This window comes from Sphingobacterium sp. SGG-5 (assembly GCF_011043525.1).
In the GTDB taxonomy this organism is placed as follows: domain Bacteria; phylum Bacteroidota; class Bacteroidia; order Sphingobacteriales; family Sphingobacteriaceae; genus Sphingobacterium.
The window spans coordinates 259,269-279,481 of sequence record NZ_JAAKGO010000005.1; the positions used below are offsets into that span (position 1 = coordinate 259,269).

Here is a 20,213-nt window from a genome sequence, read left to right on the forward strand (position 1 = left end):
ACATACTATTCTATAAACGCCAGACGCACAATGTTACCTATGTTACTCTTTCCGTTGAACCGGGAGATAAATCCTACCAACGTGATTGTCTTTTGTCCCTGTGTATTGGTTCCTTCCAAAGCATCCATTACAAATCCATCCAACTTACCTGTATTGTTGTATCCTTCGGCGAGTGAACCGTCTTGTTCCAGGATACACAACCCCTCCCGGATTACATTGTCATAGCGTTTGAACGATCCGGAAACCAATATCTTTCCATTGGACAATTCTTTGATATAGTTCGGTAACCCACCGCTAAATCCACGGCTTACAAAAGAGTTGTCCACACTACCGTCGGCGTTCACCCTCACTATACCGTTCGAACTATGTCCGTCGTAGCTCGTAAAAAACCCAGTCAATAAGTACTTACCCGACGGCGTTGAGGTAATCGTGTATATGGCATCGTTAGCGCCATTGCCGGGATTAAAAGTATTGTCTACGCTTCCATCGGTATGGTTGACCCTAGCAATATTTCCTTTCACCGGCACGTCGTTGTACCGATTGAAAAAACCAACTACAATCAGCTTGCCATCGGACTGCATAAAACCGTCGTTAACAATCCCGTCCAAACCTTTAGTAGCAGGCGGAAATTCTTGCCCTTGCTCGGTAGGTAAAGTGTGGTTAACATTAAATGTATCGTCCAAAGAACCATCCATATTCAATCGTACGATACCACCGACCGGATATGCCCCCATCAACCTGTTGTCATAGGTCGAACGCTCGTAGTAATAATCGTTGTAATGCGTGAAGGCTCCTAAGGCCGTCACCTTATTATTATGTACGAAGGTTTTCATAACCGATAAATTTGTTCCTCCATTGAACGTCGGAACCCAAAGCTTGCTTCGTTCGGGATCACTGGTAAGGTTTAAAATATCAACCTGAACCGTATCTAAACTACCGTCCAAATTGATCTTCGTGATATGATTAACCAGATCCTTACCGTTATATTCCGGAATACTCCCTGATATTAACAACTTGCTGCCACTCAATTCATGGATAGAATTCACACTACCACCTCTGGCACCTATACCAAATTTCATCGAAGAAACATACTGCCCATTGGCTGTGATGCGTGCTAATCCGTTGATTGTCGTAGCAGCGGCAGCCCCATTGTAATCGGTAAAGCTCCCACCTAAGAAGATCTGCCCATTGCTAAGCCTTTTTATGGTCGCGATAGTACTGTTGGCTCCTACCCCGGCATTGAAAGTCGGATCTATAATAACATTACCCAATATCTCACACAGTGGCCCGGGGTAGATCTGTCCGTCGATAACTAGCCGTGTCCCTCCGGTACTCACGTTATCCGGCAAGATAGCCGTCAGCGTCGAATCGGTGACCTCAGTAACCTCAGCCTCTACACCATTGACCAAAAACTGCATCTTATCTTCATATTCTTTGGCTCCATATACTGTGAAAGTCATGGATGTGCCGGTTCTGCCCGCACTCGGTGAGGGTGCAGTTTCGGCAAACCGGATACCTAAAGGCTCCTTACCTCCGGCATACGGATCCGGCCCCAATACCTCATTGTCCTTACAAGACCCCATGATCAGCAGGAGCGCTGCAGTCATCCCTATATATATCTTGTTCATTTTCATTTTATTTCTTCTCTTTATTCGTAATCTATACCGTATTCCCTTGCCATCAGGATAAATTTAATGGTGTTAAATCCAAAGGTATGCCGGTTGTAATTGATCACATGTACACGACCGTTATCCGGTTTTATATTGGATGAAGCGATTAAGGTATTGATCCAGTTTCTTTTTGGTTCGGCAAAATCGGGAATATAAGAAATCATGATTTGCCTTGGCCCCTTGTAGGGAACTTCGATTATACTGTTATCAGGCCCGTCATTCTGAAGATTATGATAAATCACCCCTACGTTCAGTGGTTCATCCACATTATAGGTCTGATAAAGTTGTCCCGAAAAAGATTGCAGCTTTGTCGTATCAACCTGTGGAAAATCAATCAATCCATAATCTCCCCGGATAATATACTGCGAAAGGAAATATCGCCACACCTCCGGTTTAACGCTACGAAATGATTTGACAGTGTCCTGTCCTGATGAATACAAAAAAACATTCAACGCAGCCAGTGTGCTGTTGATGCTAGGATCAGGAACAGCAAAGAACGTAATTTGCTCATTGCGGAATACATCTTCCATACCGGCATGACGGATCACTTGCACAAGAGTATCGAAAAGATCAATTGGACGTTTAGCTTTCGAATCCAAATAGTCCATCATATCGCCGTTGAACACGGCATCGTGTATTCCAGAATCCTGATAGTAGTCCTCTTTATTACACGCTGCAATCAAGAGACCCGCGAAAGTAAAATATATCAGTAATTTTTTCATATCTATTGTCTGCTTTATATTATCTCCAATATTCATTCAAGCTCATATACGGATTATTTTTTAACACGTCCTCATTGATAGGCCATGTCCACGCTCCTTGTAAAAACGCGGAGTATGATATCGGATGCATACAGTAATTGATATCAAGTATCTTACGCGACCGCACCAAGTCATAAAAATAATGTCCTTCCCCCATCAGTTCCTTACATCTTTCCCAAAAAATGGCGGCTTTCAGGTTGTTATCATAATTATTTACCGCCGGATATAGTCCCGCCTTCGCACGTCCACGGATCATATTCAGTAACTCCACAGCCTTGGCATCATTGGTACCTAACTCGGCGACAGCTTCAGCCTGCAAGAGGATAGCATCGGCTATTCGGAAAATTACCTGCGAGAAACCTACAGATTGCTCCGTATTGCTATTCCCGTACGCGAAGTTAAAGAACTTAAAGAACACAAAGGTATAGTCACCACCGTACATATTAGCAGTAGAGGTACCCTCACCTTTTGTGAACCACTCCTCAATACGACGATCATCCTCCCCCTCCGGATAAAGGAGCCGCATATAAGACGGTTCATAAGCCAGCTCACTACGTCCAGATGCTGCATTCAGCGAGAACCATGGTGCATGTAAGACATGGCCCACAAAATGCCGGCGAAAATTTTCGATCTGCTCCTTGCCGTTTCCGGTATTTGATTGATAATTGGGATTGGTTGGAATTTCAAACAAGCCTTCTTTGGATCGTCCGTTGAAAATAGAAGCAGTCTCCTCGATAGGCAATAGCGCGTAAGCCCCCTGCTGATCGATTCCCGTTAGGCGAAGCTCATCCCCCAGGCGATCTACCTCCTCATAGTATAAGCGTTTATTGTTCTCATCAAAGCCCGCACACCACATATTCAAGTGCATCATGAGTGCCAAAGCTGATCCGCGCATCGCACGTACGGCATGGTCAGCCGGATCACTGTACGTCCATGGCAGATCCTGGTAATGAGCGGCTAGGTCAGCGATACAATTCTTAGCGACCTGTACATGGGAGGTACGTCCCAGCGGTTTTTGATTGTATGCCTCGGTATAATACGGCACATCTCCATAGAGCCGCAACAGCATAAAATAGGTCATACAGCGCATAAAGACCGCTTCGGCCTGATAACGTTTTACAGTAGCGGGTGATATACTGGCATCATTTTCAGCTATCTGCGGCACTTTATCGTAAAGAATATTGGCCGATTGTATAACTTTGTAGTGAGGTACCCAATTGTCCATCCGGTTCCACAGTACGTGTGTCACCCAAAATGTATTAGCCTGTTGACTTCCACCATCATCTACACGCTTTGTCGTCACCGCTGTCCCCACCATATTATAGGCGAGTAAGGTAATATCGGGTCGCCTCGGATTATTGCCCTCGGGAGGCAATACCGGTGCACAGCGCAGATCTCCAGCCAGGATAGTAGGACGTTCAATTCCTATACCCTGCCGAAAAAGCCGGTACACCTCCAGGGTAAAAGTCTCAGCATCGGTTTCACTTTTCCAAAAATTATTACCCGAAAGACTATCAGTGGGCTCTACGTTCAGAAATTTATCACAGCCTGTTAGCATAAATAACAGCAACAGGAGCATTCCGATTTTCGTATTTCTTATCTTTTTCATGTCTTGCAAATATTATAACACATTAGAACTGTACACTTAATCCTACCGTATAGCTACGTGGCGTAGGATAACCATCCGTACGGTCATACCCGGCAGAGGTCACGAGCTCTGGATTGGGTCCCGAATAGCTCGAGAACGAATACAGATTATTCCCGGTGACATACACACGCATAGAAGTGACACTATACTTTTGCGTCCACTCGCGAGGGAAGTTATACCCCAAGGTTATATAATTAACTTTCAAATACGAACCGTCTTCCATAAAGAGGGTCTGATTAGCCCGAAACGGGCGAACTGCCGTTCTCCTAAAATCAAAGGGATTAGGAAGAGCAGACACATCACCCGACTGCCTCCAGAAATCATAGCGATCCAAGGGCAGCAAAGTGGATTCTTTACGCCCCCCATATCGACCGAAAGGACTACCATAGGATTCCATCTGTTTCGCCAAGGCGGCGTTGATTACATCCCGACCGTAGGTATATGACAACTGCGCATTCAAGGAAATCCCCTTATAGCGTAAGAAAGTATTGATACCTCCAGTCATTTTAGGTTGGGCGTTACCGACCACAACCATATCACTGTTGTCTAGAATGTAATCGCCGTTTAAGTCGGTCCAATAGGGGTCTCCGCCTTGGAAGTAGTAACCTTCCGCTGTCTTGTAGGGCTCGCCTGTAGCTGGGTTTACAGGCACATCCCCATCCGTGGCAAAGGTACCCCGATAGTCAAATAATACAAAGGACATGGAATTACGTCCCAGCCGATATAAGGTATGAAATGTATTATATTGATCGTCATACTTCATAAACTCTCGGTTTCCATCGGGCAACATCGTAAGTACGTCATCGTTCCAGGCACCTATTAAAGTGAGATCCCACGAAACCTTACTGGAGGATGGCAATGGTCTAAATAATAGATTGAATTCATAGCCGTAATTGACCATACTGACCTCATTGGTCTTAATCTTTTCAAAAGCGTTGTGATTGGCCAGTGGCTTTTCCCACAACATGTTGTCGACTTGCTTATAGTAGGTCTCCAAGGTAGCGTTAACCCGTCCTTCGTAAAGACCAAACTCCACAGCGCCACTCATTTGTGTGGTCGTAGAAGGAATAAGCTGGGTATTTGGCATCTGCCCCCAGGAAAAACCAATCGTCTGATTATTGTTGAAATAACCGGAATAGATATATCTTCCGTTGGCATCGAACACCGTACCTGTAGGAACGATATTCTTACCCCAGGATCCCCTCAGAGACAAGTAGTCCAAGAAGTTATCTGCAAAGTTCTCCATAAAACTTTCTTTCTCTAGGTTCCAACGAGCCGCAATGGCTGGATTTTTGACCCAAGGTACGTCAGGGCCAACAGAAGACGATTTATCAAACCGGTAGTTGAAATCTACAATATACCGTTTATCAAAAAGGTTTAAACTCAACGCCCCCGCAAAACCGGCAGTACGGACGTCGGACATGTTGTTCAAAACACCCCCCAAAGCACTTCCTCCATTAAACCCAAAGGGGCCTTCATATTGGTCATTGGGATAACCGGTTTTTTGTTGAGCTTTGGCTTGAAACTCCGTCATGTTCAGCTCACTGAAGACATACGCCATTACCGTATGTCGGTTAAAGTCCTTGATATAATTCAGACGAGTCAGATTATATAAAGTTCCCCGCTGTCCGTCATGGTTGTAACTCTTGGAATTATTATTATTGGCGACAGCCGGCGTAAAGACATCTTTACGTGTTGTTGCGTAGTTGTAACTGAAATTGTTGCTTGCCCGTAAACCTTTGAGCACTTCAAAATCAAAATCTAACGTAGCTCGGAGATCTGTGGTGCGGTCATCGTTGCGTCCCGTCAACGCCGACAGGATATCACCGTTCACGAAGGAAGAGCTAGGTGAGGGAAAAAGCGATGTAGCAGACGAAGCTGCTGCCACGCCACCCTGTGTCACCGAGTTTCCACTTCCGGTTTTTTGCTTACCAAAGTTCCCAGACATGATACCCGAAAGGCGGAAGCGCTCCGTAGGTCTGTACTCCGAATTCATATTTAGGGTATAACGGCTGAAACCGGTGTTTTGAATAATACCTTTTTCGTTGTAATACGATCCGTTAATCTTGTAATTGAAGGTCACATCCCCTCCTGACGCATTGATATTATGCGTCTGATTATAGGTTGGCTTATAAAAAACACCTTGCCAGTTGGTCGAATTGTTGAAGTATGGGTTCAGACTGTCTGACAATAACTGACTATCCTGTATATCGTCCCGAGCCTCCCATATATCTCCGTTATATTCCATAATCTGGTTGATACGGGCATAGCGTTCATTGACACCCCCTAAGACATCACGCAGGTTTGGAACGGTATTAAAAAACTGATTCGTTGTATACTGGATAATCGGCACTTTAGATTTACCACGTTTGGTGGTAATAATAATCACACCGTAAGCTCCACGTGAGCCATACAAAGCTGTAGCAGCGGCATCCTTCAACACATCAATGGATTCGATATCTTCCGGTGGTATCAGAGAAATTGGACTGATACCGGTTCCTCCCGAATTGAAACCGTATTCAAAGTCAGTATTATCATCCACCTGTACACCATCGACTACATACAAGGGTGACGTGGGTGTCAGAAACCCGTCTACACCGCTACCACTCATGGAGATATTCGACAGACCGCGGATCATGACGGAAGTACGGCTTCCAGGTTGTCCAGAGTTCAGCTGGATGTTCATACCAGCTACCTTACCCTGCAACATCTGCATCACATTGGATACCGGATTGTCCTGTAGTTGGCTACCATCGATACGTACTGAAGAGCCTGTCATGGTCTCGCGTGTACGGCTGGTGTATCCTTGTACGACTACCTCTTCTAGTGCATTCTGCTTCTTTTCCAAATAGACGGTAAACACCAGTAGCTTCTTACCGACAAGACTTTCTTTAGCGACATTATACTCCAGATTACTGAATTCCAACTCATCGCCTTCCGGTACGGAGACCTTAAAATAACCGGATTTATCCGTTGCTCCAACGGCTTTACCCAATTTTGTAGAAAGTATGGACACATTAGAGATACCTCTTCTCGTTTCACCATCCTGAACAAATCCAGATACGTCCACATTCTTTTGCGCATAGACGCTGGTGGCAAGAATCACAGACAAAATCGCTATTATATATTTTTTCATTTGATGCACTTTCTTAATCGTTTTCAAATAATGGAGCTTCGTCGTAGAAATAAAAGATCACTTCCCAATCTCCGCGTTGATATATGCTAAAAGGAAATCCTATCCCATAATCCGATCTTATCCCGCCATAACTGATACGATCAAATGTAAACAAAGCATATGCATTACCATTTGCTGTATATTTAGTCGGAATTGTCGACACCAATGGTATAGGGTACTCGACGTCATACGTAACAGAACTGTAGTCTGGCGCAAAACGCATATTAAAACCATGTAACATGTTCTCCCAATCCGTTGTATTAAACTTATTCAGAGGGATAGGTGTCAGATCCGGTCTGAGTACTTTAAATGTAATCGAGCTACCATCACCAACCCGATTGAACCAGACATTGATCCTTCCTTCCAACGGTGTACGGGTTTCCTCGCCTAACATTCCCCCAGAGATGATCAGTCCGTTCAACGAATAGGGTTCCTCTATTTGAGGTTTCAGCTTAAGGTCCCTGAAATAGCGACGTCCTCCTGAACTCTGTACTTCCACATCGAACACATAACCTGAATCCGGAAAAACCTTTAAAATATTGGAATTAGCCGTTTCCCACATGGTTAACGTCCCGGAGTGTTCTCCGATCTCCCAAAGCGGGCGCATTACCGTATCGCGCTTTGCACGGATTTCTTCCAATGACTTCTCCTCACCGGTATAGCGCCCGGTCCAGATGGAAACAGGGAACAGCTTTAACAGTTCGGGAGCGGGTTTACCGTCAAATGTACGTACAGCAGATATCCGGAAAGATAAAGGGAGGGACGACTCGCCGCTGTTAAAATTCCCCTGATAAACGGTACTCCGCCCTAAAGTCGGTTGGTATTCCTTCTGCGTAAAGTTCATGTCCAAACTAAAGGCATTCAGATCTTGTGGAAAGTTTTTCTTACAGCTGTAAGCCAATGCGACAGATATGCACACCAATAATAGATATAGTATTCTCTTCATCATAGCCGATTATTTATTCATTCGAGTCAAAAATTCACCAAAACCAAACTCATGGCCATTAGCCAATACATGGACCACGGCATCATTGGTTTGAATATTTACTGCTTGCGTCGCCGAGCGTACCCACAATATCTCGAACTCCGACCCTTTTTTATCCGTGTAGTATACGGTTACCAAACCACCCCCTACATAACCTGAGGCATCCTGTTTGATTCGCTGGGCATGCATGGTAAGTTCATTTTTGACCGTATTTACCTCCAGTCCATCTACATACAGCATCTGCTCGGTCGTCTGCCTGCCCTGTACAATATATTTGGAAACCAATGTATCCAAATGAACCAAATCAAGTTCGTTCAAACGAAGTGAGGGCTTCCCCTGACTCTGCCGGACCAGATTAAGATTAGTCATTGCCAAATGGAAGGATGCGTTCGTGGGTGCAAAAATAGTCACGTCCCCAGCCGCAATAAGGTCTTTATACTCGGGTAGCATATCCAATACAAAAAGCAGCGAATCATAAGTACCAGCTTTACTTTTGAAATAGTCGATCGCTGTTCCGTTGTATATACTCTCTGTATTAACGTAGTCGTAGTATCCCTCATGTTTGACACAGGATATATTTGCGGTAAAAACATAGACCGCAAACAGCATCATAGCAATATATCTTATTTTCATTGTCATATCGTTATTATTCCCAGTAAGGATTTTGTTCCAAAAGATCGTTGTTGCTCAGTACTTCTTCGGCTATCGGCCAAAAAATTCCTTTGTCCTGAATCAGCTGCATAAAATCAGGATCGTTGCGTTTGATTTTGTTATAACGCACCAGATCAAACCAACGCCAACCTTCTCCCATCAATTCCCGACGCCTTTCTGCGAAGATTTCATCTATAAGATCATTCGATACGGGAGCGTCCCCCAACCCTCTCGACCGGCGTATCTGATTCAGGATACCACGTGCTATCCCCTCATTATCGCCCAATACAGCCAAAGCCTCCGCACGCAAAAGTGCAATCTCTTCCATACGGCTAAGTACCATAACCGAGCTGAATAGCGGGAAAGAGCCATCACTGGTACCACCACGAATCACTTTGATCTTGCTGAATATCGGTACCACACCGCCAAGCTCCGAAAAGTAATTGGAGACGTATTCGCCTTTTTCATTTACGTGAAAACGGACATCACCATCTTCATGAAAGATGCTTATGATACGCTCGATCGGGATATACATATCTGGAGAAGGTTTATTCACTAAGGGTGACGCTAAGGTCAGCTGTTCGATGTGTCCATCAAATGAAGCTTCCATAGCCGACCATTTAAACGGAAATGCCACTAAGTGCGAATTATTGGAATTAAAGAAATACCCCTCCGGCGTTGTTAATGTAACCGACGGAGCATATACAGCAACCGACTTGGCAGCATTAGTCAAGACAAAATCCGCATATACGGATGCTTCCAGATACTTACCGCTCCAGGCACACAGATGTGCCAAGATCGCATTAACCGAAAGACGATTGAACAATACACCATCCCAATTTTCGTAGCTATAACCGTGATACATATCCACGGGATAGATCTCATCATTGAGGAAACCATACCGATAAGGAAGTACATTTAAAGCAGATTTCAATTCATTTTCCGCATACGTCAAGACCGCATCCTCCGATGATGCATCTATCTTTGGAAAGTTACCTTCATAGGCTTTATCCCAAATCGGAACCTCACCCCAAATACGAGCCATCAGAAAGTAGCAAAAGCCTTTCAACGCACGGGCTTGTGCGACGTCAATGTTATGGTTTACTTCTGTATATTGGGGATCAAGCTCCATGATCTGACCCGAATATTTGATAAAGAGATTAGCAGCATTAATGGCCGCATAAAATTTACGCCAGTTGCTCAGATTTTTCATGAGATTGTTGGATGACAATAAGTTGCCATCGATCACCTCTTGCAGCTCCCGTTTGTTCGGTGCGATAAAATCGCCCTGACGCAAGTCGCCGTATATCCAATGGGCATTATTTTCAGCCAACGCCGTACGGACTAATCCATAGATTCCCATCAATGACGCCCGCGCATCGTTGATATCTTTCCATTTGTTCTCTTCATTGACGATATGTTGGGAGTCAATGTCTAGCAGTCCGTCACAGGAAGCGAGCGACATGGAGAAAATAAGTAATGTCTTTATTATCGTGTTGATATATCTCATGTTCTTAAAAATCTAATTTAACGCCTAATGTAAATGTTCGTGGAATACGGATACCCATACCCGTATCATAACCATAGAAGTCAACCAATTCCGGATCTCTTCCTGAGTACTTGGTATAAGTCAACAGGTTGTTACCGGATACATACACGTAAAAGCGATCGAACGTCTGTCTTTTTCCGTTAACCACCTGTGTTAAATCATACCCCAGAGAAAGATTACGCAATTTGATAAAAGAGCCGTCTTCCATAAACATATCCTGCTCCGCCTGATAAGGCGTAACGGAAGACCAGGGATTATAGAGAGGATAGTCTTGGTCATCAAAATTCTGTTCCCAGAACGTAATATCACGAACACCGGTAATGGTACTTGACTCATCCATATTGGCAAAATCAAAATACCGAGCGGCCTGCTGGTTAATAATCTCCCGTCCTAGGTTGAAGTAAAGCTGGAAGCTTAAGTCTAAACGACCGTATGTAAACTGGTTATAAAAACCGCCTACATATTTCGGAAGGATATTGCCCATCAACTGACGATCCGTATTATCGATATTGTAATCCCCGTTGACGTCTACCCAACGCGGATCGCCTCCTTTGAGCGGTGTACCACCGTTGTACGTTAATATCTTGTAGTTATTTGGGTCCACTGGTACATCGATGTCATTGACATATACACCTTCATTCTTGAGCAAGAAAAAACGGTCAATACGTTCCCCTACGACCAATTTCCTATTCCCAACAATAATCTCTTGCAAATCATTGGGCAATGCTGTCAGCTCATTGTTGTTATACCCGATATTAAGGGAAGAACTCCAGCCAAATTTAGAGGAGGTCGATGGAGCTAACGTATAATCTAAAGTCAAATCAACGCCCGTGTTTCGCACCGCCATACCATTCAGGATGTTGAATTTATAACCTGATTCAGCTACGGTAGGCACAGCGAACAAACTCTCTTTCGTATGTTTATTGTAGTATTCTGCACGGATACTCAACTGTTTCAACACCCCCAGTTCCAGTGAAATATTCGCCATATCCGTATACGACCAAGGAAGGTCATAACCTACCCAACCCGATGAATAAGGTCGGTTGATCGTACCAATACCATTATAAGAGAAGACGGCTTTGTTACCTTCCCAACCAAGGCCAGAAGTATATTGTGGACCGGCAGATTCTCTATCTGAAAACGGAATATTGCCCATCTGACCGTAAGAAGCAGCGACTTTGATCTGATCAAATATATCGGACTGCACATGATAATTCAGATCATATTCACCATTGACAGCGTACGAAGTGTACCAACGGTCTGTGGGTTGCACCTGTGAAGATCCGTCCCGGCGTACCAACGCTCCAATTTTATACCGCCCAGCCTGCCCATAGGTTGCACGTCCATATACCGAAGCCATACGGTGGTAGATACGATCGGAATAATAATATGGGATAAATCCGACTGCCCGCAGATACTCACCTTTTTGCGAATTCCCTTCTACGATATTGACCTTAATAAAATCATTCGGACCTTTATAGCCTACCCCATAATTGTACTTTTGGGCGTCGGATTGGTAACTCATACCGGCCTCAAAAAGTAAGTTGCTATTATCGGCAAATAGATGATCGTAGGTTAATGTATTGTCGAATACCATACGCTCATTGTAGCCTAAGTAATTAGAGACATAATTATTTCCGGACATTAAGGTCGAGGGCCAAAACACATTCCGTTTGTTCTCGTTATAATCGATTGAAAAACGCGGCGAAAAATTCAGGTTTTTCAAGATGGCAAAGTTGATCGCAATTTGCCCGATAAGACTGCTATTGATATTGTCGTCGATAACCTTGTCATATTCGCTAATAAACTGTCCGTACATCTCTTTATTCGGCGATAAGGGTGTAGTCATATCTGGAATAAAACGTGTTTCCCCTAAGCGCTCACTGATCGAACGGTTTCTCCCCCGGTCCAATCGTGTCATGTGTAACATACTGGATATCGTCATCCAACGAGTGGGAAGCATGTTGATATAGAACGCCCCTTGATAACGCTTTAAATACGTGTCATCTGCCGCTCCCGTATTGGAGGTATGTCCCGCGTAAAATCTAAAATTAGACCGCTCACCTCCCCCAATTAAACTACCATTTATGGAATATAAAGGTGCAACATTGTAATATAAATCCGTCCAATTGGAAGGACCGTAGAAATTCACATTGGATGAATCACTTAGATAGGCCGGATATGCGGCTTGTTGGTCGGGCGTAGCATAACGGTCATAATAGGGTTGACGGAAGTTTTTTTCCCAATCCGCATTGATGGTGTTGACCGATTGGGGCACGGCAAACCCGGAATATCCACTCAGGCTGAGCTTACGCTCGCCTGGTTCTGCATTCTTTGTGGTAATATAAATAACACCGTTTACCGCCCGGGGGCCGTAGATCGCCGTCGTGCTATAATCTTTAAGCACATGTATGGACTCGATATTTTCCGCATCAAAGATAGATTGAATGCTTGTCGCTGCGCCTACAGGCTGTAAAGTATAATCTTGAATATCATAAACAATAGAGGGATCCTCAATCAACGGAATACCGTTCAATAAAATCAAAGGCTTGTTTTTGGCTACATCATAAGGATTCAATACAGGGTGGGAAATTCCACGTATCAAGGTACCTTGTTGAACCGTCCCCGGTTCACCGGAGGTTTCTTGTACATACACTCCGCTCGTCTGTCCTTTGAGCATCTGATGCAAGGTGACATTAGGCATTCGACCTATTGTCGACAGGTTAACACTATCGGTTCCTAAATAAGCCTTGGTCGGATCGGCGTTATATATTACCACCGAATCGGTTTCGGTCTCCGTCGAGTCCTGAATGACCAGACGATCTATCCCGGTCTTCCGCAAGGGAATGAAATCCGCTGCAGACAATACGTATGGATGGACGAGGGTCACGATTGTAAAAACATACAAATACAGTTGTTTCATCTATCTATTATTTTTATGCTGATTGATACTTAATCTGGTTAGTTACTGATCCAACATCTTTCAATCGAATAACTGATACACAATAGTACAACTAAAATATTGTTCCAAACAACGCTAAGACGTGAGCAAACGTTTGCATGAACCACGCAAACGTTTTAGTGTATTTCGTACAACGTATCCCGTTTTATTTTTTATCAATAAAGTCTGTGGAGGAAGATTTTTTAATTTCGTCCATAAAAACCCAGGCCGCAATCCTGAGCGGTTTTAAATAAATACAAAAAGGGGATATTTTGCTTTAGCAGATCTGAATTATACCTTGGCCTGCAAAGCCATAGCGTACAATTTCATTTGTTTGACCATCGACAACAGACCATTGGCACGGGTTGGGGAAAGGTGCTCCTTCAATCCGATCTGATCGATGAAATATAAATCACTCGCCACAATTGCTGCGGGGGAATGCCCGGAAAGTACTTTAACCATCAGGCTGACCAACCCCTTGGTGATCACGGCATCACTGTCTGCCGTAAAATAAACTTTTCCTTCTCGTAGATGGGGATAGAGCCAAACTTTGGATTGACACCCTTTGATAAGATATTGATCTTGCTTATATTGTTCGTCTATCAATGGAAGTTCTTTACCCAGCTGTATAATATATTCGTATTTCTCCATCCAGTCGGTGTAGAATGCAAAATCTTCAATCAGCTCGTCTTGTATTTCGTTTATGGTCATTTTCTATCACAATAACATTTTTACGGCACGCTCAATTCCAGCCACTAAAGCATCGATATCTTCTCGGGTATTGTACATCGCTAAGCTTGCCCGAATGGTACCCGGAATACGGTATTGATCCATAACCGGCTGTGCACAATGATGCCCGGTACGTACCGCAATGCCCAGCTTATCCAAAATGACGCCGACATCGTAGGGATGAATGCCTTTAATAACAAAAGACAACACAGAAGATTTATGCTCGGCGGTACCGATCATCTTCAGTCCTTCGATAGCTAGCAACTTTTCTGTGGCGTAGGCCAACAAATCATCTTCATAGGCCTTGATACGATCCAAGCCGATCTCCTCCAGATAATCGATAGCTGCAGCTAAACATATACCGGCTTCAATATTGGGTGTCCCCGCCTCGAATTTAAAAGGCAGTTCATTATATGTCGTCTTCTCGAAAGTTACATCTTTAATCATATCGCCCCCACCCTGATAAGGAGGAATGGCATTCAACCACTTCTCTTTACCGTATAACACCCCCACTCCTGTTGGCCCATACATTTTGTGGCCGGAGAAAACGAGGAAGTCAACGTCCAATGCCTGCACATCAACTTTCAGGTGTTGAACCGCTTGTGCCGCATCCACCAGCACCGGCGTACCGTTCTGATGCGCTAAAGCAATAATTTCAGCAATCGGATTGATGGTTCCCAATGCATTAGATACATAGGTCACCGCGACCATTTTCGTCTTTGGGGAAAGCAAGGCTTGATATTGTTCCATATCCAGCTCTCCGTCACTATTCATCGGAATAACTTTCAGCACAGCTCCTTTATCTTCACACAACATCTGCCAGGGCACGATGTTCGAATGATGTTCCATCGCTGATATGATAATCTCATCACCGGCATGGACAAATGCCTTTCCATAGCATTGGGCCAGCAGATTGATGCCGTCTGTCGCCCCTTTGGTAATGATAATCTCGTGCTCGTGTTCAGCATGGATAAACGCCTGTACCTTGCGGCGAGTCACCTCAAATGCATCGGTAGAAATCTGCGACAGATAATGTACGCCCCGATGCACATTGCTATTCATGTCTTGGTAATAATGTATAATCGCGTCAATGACCTGCTGAGGCTTTTGCGTCGTCGCGCCGTTATCTAAATATACCAGAGGTTTACCATTCACTTCTCTTCTTAACAAAGGGAAATCCGCTCTAATCCGACCTATATCAAAATCTTTCAAAATAATCCTATTCAAGTTGATAGACAAAGTTAGTATTTATATCTCCAAAAAAAGTCAGCACTATGTATTCTTTTGCCTTCAATTCTTTTTTTATTCCAAAAAGAAACTAATTTACATACCTTTGTATACTATGCAAGAGAAACCGTTAAATATCCCCGAAGGCTCACGAAAAGAGGTTATGGCTTACCTGGAGCCCTTTATGCTTCACGAGATGAGCGAATACCTAAAGCCCGTGGAAGATATGTGGCAGCCGGCCGACTTTCTTCCGGACTCTTCGCGCAGTACTTTTTTTGAAGAAGTACGTGACTTGCAAGAAAGTGCCAAAGAACTCCCTTATGATTTGGTAGCGGTATTAATAGGTGACACTATTACGGAGGAAGCGCTTCCTACCTACGAGTCGTGGTTGACCATGGTTGAAGATGTGGAGAAAAACGAACAGGGGGGATGGATGAAATGGGTACGTGCTTGGACGGCTGAGGAGAATAGACACGGTGACTTGCTGAATAAATACTTGTACCTCTCTGGGCGTATCAATATGCGTGAGTTTGAAGTAAGTACACAATATCTCATCAAAGATGGTTTCGATATCGGAACAGGGGCTGACCCGTATCGCAACTTTATATATACCTCCTTTCAGGAACTGGCCACGAATGTTTCGCACCGCCGGGTCGCGGGGATATCTAAAAAGACTGGTGATAAACTATTAGCAAAAATGTGTGGCGTTATTGCTGCTGACGAAGCCCGTCATGCGAAAGCTTATATGTCCTTTATCTCCAAAGCGATAACAGTAGATCCGAGCGAAGTGATGTTGGCTTTTGAAGATATGATGCGTAAAAAAATCGTCATGCCTGCTCACTTTTTACGTGAATCAGGCGAACCGCAAGGTGAGGCTTTTGCTCACTTCTCGGATGCTGCACAACGTATGGAGGTATATACCGCTCTCGATTATGTCGATATCCTGCGTGAACTTATCGCAGACTGGAAAATTGATAAGGTGTCCAATCTCAACGAGCAAGGGGAAAAAGCAAGGGATTATATCATGAAACTTCCCGACCGTCTGACACGTCTGGCTGATCGGATCAAAATTCCGGAATTGCAGTATAAATTCAAGTGGATTTACGGTTAAGTAATGAAACCTTTAGGGTTTCAAAATGATCTTGCCTATATGCTGACTGGCTTCCATATAGGCATGGGCTTCTGAAGCTTGTTCCAATGGAAACACCCGATCGACCTGAATCTGAAAGCGGCCTGCTGCGAGATATGGCATGACCTGCTCCTGAAGTGCTTTTGTAAGATGCGATTTAAAAGCGATGGATCGCGAACGAAGGGTACTCCCGGTGAGCGTAATCCGCTTTTGCATGAGTTCGAAGATATTAAGTCCGACCTTTCCTCCATCTGTCGCATTGATATAGACCAACCTCCCTTCCTCAGCTAACACACGCATATTTTTATCAAAGTATGCTCCCCCAATACTATCCAATATCACATCAATCTGCTCGCCTTTCCAAAGCTCCGAAAAATCAACTTCGGTATAGCGTGCCACATGATCTACTCCCAGGGCCTGAACAAACGAGGCTTTATCGGCTGTGCTGACCGTAGTAAAAACCTCAGCACCAAATAATTTCGCCAGTTGAACCGCCGTATAGCCAATGCCACCCGCACCGCCATGTACCAAAAACTTTTCCCCTGCATGCAATTCGCCGCGCTCAAAGACGTTATGCCATACGGTGTAGAGATTCTCGGGCAACGAAGCTGCTTCTTCCATAGTAAGTACCGGCGGTATCCGAAGACAGCAACTTTCCTCGGCTACGGCATGGGTGCTGTAGCCGCCTCCACTCAGTAAGGCCATCACACGATCACCTTTCTGAAAGGCCGTCACCTCTTTTCCGACTTCAACAACAAGACCGGCTACTTCCAAGCCGGGAATATCAGCAGGAGCACCTGCCGGCGCAGGATAATGACCTTTCCGCTGAAAGATATCTGGCCGATTTACACCTGCTGCCGCAACCTGAATAAGAATCTGTGAATTTCCGACCGGCGGAATAGGTCTTTGGTCAACCTGCAATACTTCGGGTCCACCACATGTAGAAATATGAACAACACGCATCATTTTTTGGGATATTTTTGTATACGTATATTGAGAGAAAGCATAAAATATCTTCCCAACCTGTTATTCCGGGCTTCATAGACATCATTTCCGATATATTCGGAATATATCCCCATGTTCTTGTTTTGATCGAGCAAGTCAAATCCCTGCAAGCGTAGCAATCCGGTTTTGTTGGGCAGGAACGTGTATTCGATAAACCCATTGATCACGGTCTGATTAATGTTCATAAAGTTGGCCGTATACCCCTCATTATACCGCTGAGAAAGCTCCGTTCCTACTGAAAAGTGTTCGCCTAAGTAGGTCTTTGTATTCATCCCCCATTGCCAGGTATGCACATTGATATGGGTACGGAACGGAATATCGTATTTGGCATTATTTAAATTGTAGTTCGCAATAAAACCGCTTTCCAGATAATCGCTCAACGTGTATCTTAATTGCAGAGACTGGTTCACCATCAGCTGTTTGGTGATTCGCTTCCGATTATCAATATAAGACGGATGGTTGAAGTAATCGGTATTACCGGTCAGATCCAGCTGCAGATCATCCGTTATAAACGGTGTATTGAAGACATAAAACCAACGCATATCATAATACCCCGATGTATTTTGAAAGGTGGTCTGCTGGATCGTCGAACTTGATAAGGATGTCTTATCACTCACGATTTTATCCATGATGACATTATAGGCAAAGTTCGTTTCCAGATATTGGGCCTTGGAGGGAATACTTTTGCGGATACGTGTCGATATACGGTGGGCGAACTCCGCCTTCAGCTCGGGATTTCCGATAATTACATTTCTCGAATTACTGTTATCGACTACCGGTGCAATCTGATTAAAGTTCGGTTGGTTATTTTTACCCCGATAGTCAATCTGCCAGTCCAGGTCTTTCGATAATTTATACCACACATTGGCCGTGGGTATCAGGTTGATATTCTCATAGGTATACTGCATCCCCTCTAAGGCAAGATTACCGGTCAATACAATCGGTTCGACCGCAAAACCTACATTCACTTTTAATGTCTTCCCCGACTCATACTGATAATTTAATCCAAAGCGGTTATTTTTATAATAATAGTCGTAATCGACTGCCAGCGAATCGATGTATGAAGGATTTGTTGGATTCAATCGGTTATAGACCAGACGTACCGCATCAATTCCGGTGATATCAAACAAGTAATTGAATTCGAAACGCCCGTAGTCCATAAAGGGCTCGGTATAGGTAAGTGCAAGGTTTGCCGAATTGGTTACATTGTTTTGATTGATCAACTGATTTTGCAGGTAAGGTGGCTCATCAATATCATCGGGCGCATCGACAAATTCGATATAACGTTCATTAAAAGTTTCATCCCGTTTCAAGGTATTTGATTGTAAGGAAAGGTTGGCCGCAAACTTTCGCCCTTTTCGTGCGAAAAATTTGGAATAGAATACGTCAAGATCGCCATTAGGCGTGGTAAGCTCAGTAGTATCCTGAAAACTACCTATGTTTTTTGTGTTCGCATTGCTTATTTTGGTCGTCTTTTCATTGTATACACGCTGTTTATTGAAGGCCAGGTTTCCGTGTATCTTCAATTCATCCTTATTGGCAAATTTACCCTCTACACCGAATTTGACACTGTGGTTAAAATCATTTGTTTCTAACGTATAATCCTCCTTTCGGGTAATGGTATTGCCGATATAGCTGGAAGTCAGTTGCGAAAATCCATCGGTTATATTTCTCTTTCTGCTAAAGTTATACGACGTCTGCACCGAAAAGCGCTTTCCCAACCTGTCGGAGAGATTAATACCTACGGCACTTACATGATTGAGACCATCCACCGGATCGGCATAATCGCCAATATCCAACAAACTCCGCTCCCGCGACATGCCGGCCAAGCCACCGAGGTAAACCATATTTGTATTGGTATTATTAATAGAGCCATTGAGGGATATTTCGCGCCCGTCATCGAATTTATTCAAACCCAGACTGCCCAAATAGCGATCATTTGTCCCTCCACCCATTGTCATCTGCCCAAAATAAATCTGCTTTCGATCAGGTTTCAACGTAATGTTTATAATCTTCTCGGGTTTATCGTGTTTGCTGCCGGTAACTTCATCGATTGGACCATAATCGTCGATGACTTGTAAGTTTTGGATAAATCCAGCTGGCAGATTTTTGGTAGCCGTCAACAGGTTCCCTCCGAAAAAATCCTTGTTATCTACCTTGGCACGGCGTATGGCCTTACCGTTGTAATAGACCGACCCATCTCTCGCCACATGAAAACCAGGGAGCTTTTTTATGGCTTCTTCGAGCAGGGAATTCGGCCGGAATTTATAAGCATCAAAGTTAAACTGTATCGTATCCTCCGTCACGACTAAGGGCAGGACCCGGACAACATTAACTCCTTTTATGGTAAAGAACATAGGCTCCAAACGCACTTCTGGTACTTCCACATGGTTATTCTCTTCCAGTAAGAACATGGATTGGTAGCCGACCTCATAGCCAAGCATACTGAATGTAAGGAAGACGGTATGTCCTCCTACATCTTCGAATATATATCTACCCGATGTATCTGTAACACAAGAAAACGTATCTTGATCTGTAGTCAGCCGCACACTGACTGCGGCCAACGGGTTGCCCGAAGTATCCTGCACCGATCCACCGATACTGTTTTGGGCGAACAGTGTATCGCCCAGAACACAAATAATCAGTACAGCCATTAAGCCTATTTTTAGTATGCTTTCGGACACAGCGATATCAATACTATCTTATTCGTTCAATATACAAAATATTCCGGCTTCCACGTGAC

General features: G+C 44.1%; 13 protein-coding genes. 1 reads left to right on the forward strand and 12 read right to left on the reverse strand.

Going from position 1 to position 20,213, the window contains the following annotated elements; translation table 11 throughout:
- Positions 1 to 5: 5 nt before the first annotated feature.
- The 10 genes from G5B30_RS09570 to G5B30_RS09615 form a co-directional block, all read right to left on the reverse strand.
- A complete protein-coding gene (locus G5B30_RS09570) occupies positions 6 to 1,628 on the reverse strand; it encodes a DUF5008 domain-containing protein (protein ID WP_165319756.1) in 1,623 nt (540 codons plus the stop codon).
- A gap of 20 nt (positions 1,629 to 1,648) precedes the next feature.
- On the reverse strand, positions 1,649 to 2,392 hold the full coding sequence (locus G5B30_RS09575) for a hypothetical protein (protein ID WP_165319757.1): 744 nt from the start codon (positions 2,390 to 2,392) through the stop codon (positions 1,649 to 1,651).
- A 19-nt stretch (positions 2,393 to 2,411) separates the two neighbouring features.
- A complete protein-coding gene (locus G5B30_RS09580; protein ID WP_165319758.1) occupies positions 2,412 to 4,040 on the reverse strand; it encodes a RagB/SusD family nutrient uptake outer membrane protein in 1,629 nt (542 codons plus the stop codon).
- Positions 4,041 to 4,062: 22 nt separating this feature from the next.
- Positions 4,063 to 7,215 (reverse strand): SusC/RagA family TonB-linked outer membrane protein, encoded by a 3,153-nt coding sequence (locus G5B30_RS09585; RefSeq protein WP_206367071.1) that lies wholly within the window; start codon positions 7,213 to 7,215, stop codon positions 4,063 to 4,065.
- A 13-nt stretch (positions 7,216 to 7,228) separates the two neighbouring features.
- Positions 7,229 to 8,203 carry a DUF5007 domain-containing protein gene (locus G5B30_RS09590; RefSeq protein ID WP_240903169.1) on the reverse strand — a complete coding sequence of 325 codons (975 nt, stop codon included), beginning with the start codon at positions 8,201 to 8,203 and terminating at the stop codon, positions 7,229 to 7,231.
- A 6-nt stretch (positions 8,204 to 8,209) separates the two neighbouring features.
- Positions 8,210 to 8,872, reverse strand: a complete 663-nt coding sequence (locus G5B30_RS09595) for a hypothetical protein (protein ID WP_165319760.1) — start codon at positions 8,870 to 8,872, stop codon at positions 8,210 to 8,212.
- Positions 8,873 to 8,885: 13 nt separating this feature from the next.
- Entirely contained in the window at positions 8,886 to 10,400 is a 1,515-nt protein-coding gene (locus tag G5B30_RS09600) for a RagB/SusD family nutrient uptake outer membrane protein (RefSeq protein ID WP_165319761.1), read from the reverse strand.
- Positions 10,401 to 10,404: 4 nt separating this feature from the next.
- Positions 10,405 to 13,362: a SusC/RagA family TonB-linked outer membrane protein gene (locus G5B30_RS09605; RefSeq protein WP_165319762.1), complete on the reverse strand. Its 2,958-nt coding sequence runs from the start codon at positions 13,360 to 13,362 to the stop codon at positions 10,405 to 10,407.
- A 309-nt stretch (positions 13,363 to 13,671) separates the two neighbouring features.
- Positions 13,672 to 14,091: a SufE family protein gene (locus tag G5B30_RS09610; RefSeq protein WP_165319763.1), complete on the reverse strand. Its 420-nt coding sequence runs from the start codon at positions 14,089 to 14,091 to the stop codon at positions 13,672 to 13,674.
- 6 nt (positions 14,092 to 14,097) lie between these two features.
- Positions 14,098 to 15,321 carry a cysteine desulfurase gene (locus G5B30_RS09615; RefSeq protein ID WP_165319915.1) on the reverse strand — a complete coding sequence of 408 codons (1,224 nt, stop codon included), beginning with the start codon at positions 15,319 to 15,321 and terminating at the stop codon, positions 14,098 to 14,100.
- A gap of 130 nt (positions 15,322 to 15,451) precedes the next feature.
- Between G5B30_RS09615 and G5B30_RS09620 the strand changes: the two genes are divergently transcribed.
- Positions 15,452 to 16,447 carry an acyl-ACP desaturase gene (locus tag G5B30_RS09620; RefSeq protein ID WP_165319764.1) on the forward strand — a complete coding sequence of 332 codons (996 nt, stop codon included), beginning with the start codon at positions 15,452 to 15,454 and terminating at the stop codon, positions 16,445 to 16,447.
- A gap of 12 nt (positions 16,448 to 16,459) precedes the next feature.
- Here G5B30_RS09620 and G5B30_RS09625 read toward each other — a convergent pair whose 3' ends face one another.
- Both G5B30_RS09625 and G5B30_RS09630 read right to left on the reverse strand, forming a co-directional pair.
- The gene (locus tag G5B30_RS09625) at positions 16,460 to 17,431 is read right to left on the reverse strand and encodes an NAD(P)H-quinone oxidoreductase (protein WP_240903170.1); all 972 of its coding nucleotides are present in this window, start codon (positions 17,429 to 17,431) and stop codon (positions 16,460 to 16,462) included.
- Positions 17,428 to 20,124 (reverse strand): TonB-dependent receptor, encoded by a 2,697-nt coding sequence (locus tag G5B30_RS09630; protein WP_165319765.1) that lies wholly within the window; start codon positions 20,122 to 20,124, stop codon positions 17,428 to 17,430. Before G5B30_RS09630 ends, G5B30_RS09625 begins: the two co-directional genes overlap by 4 nt.
- Positions 20,125 to 20,213: the final 89 nt, after the last annotated feature.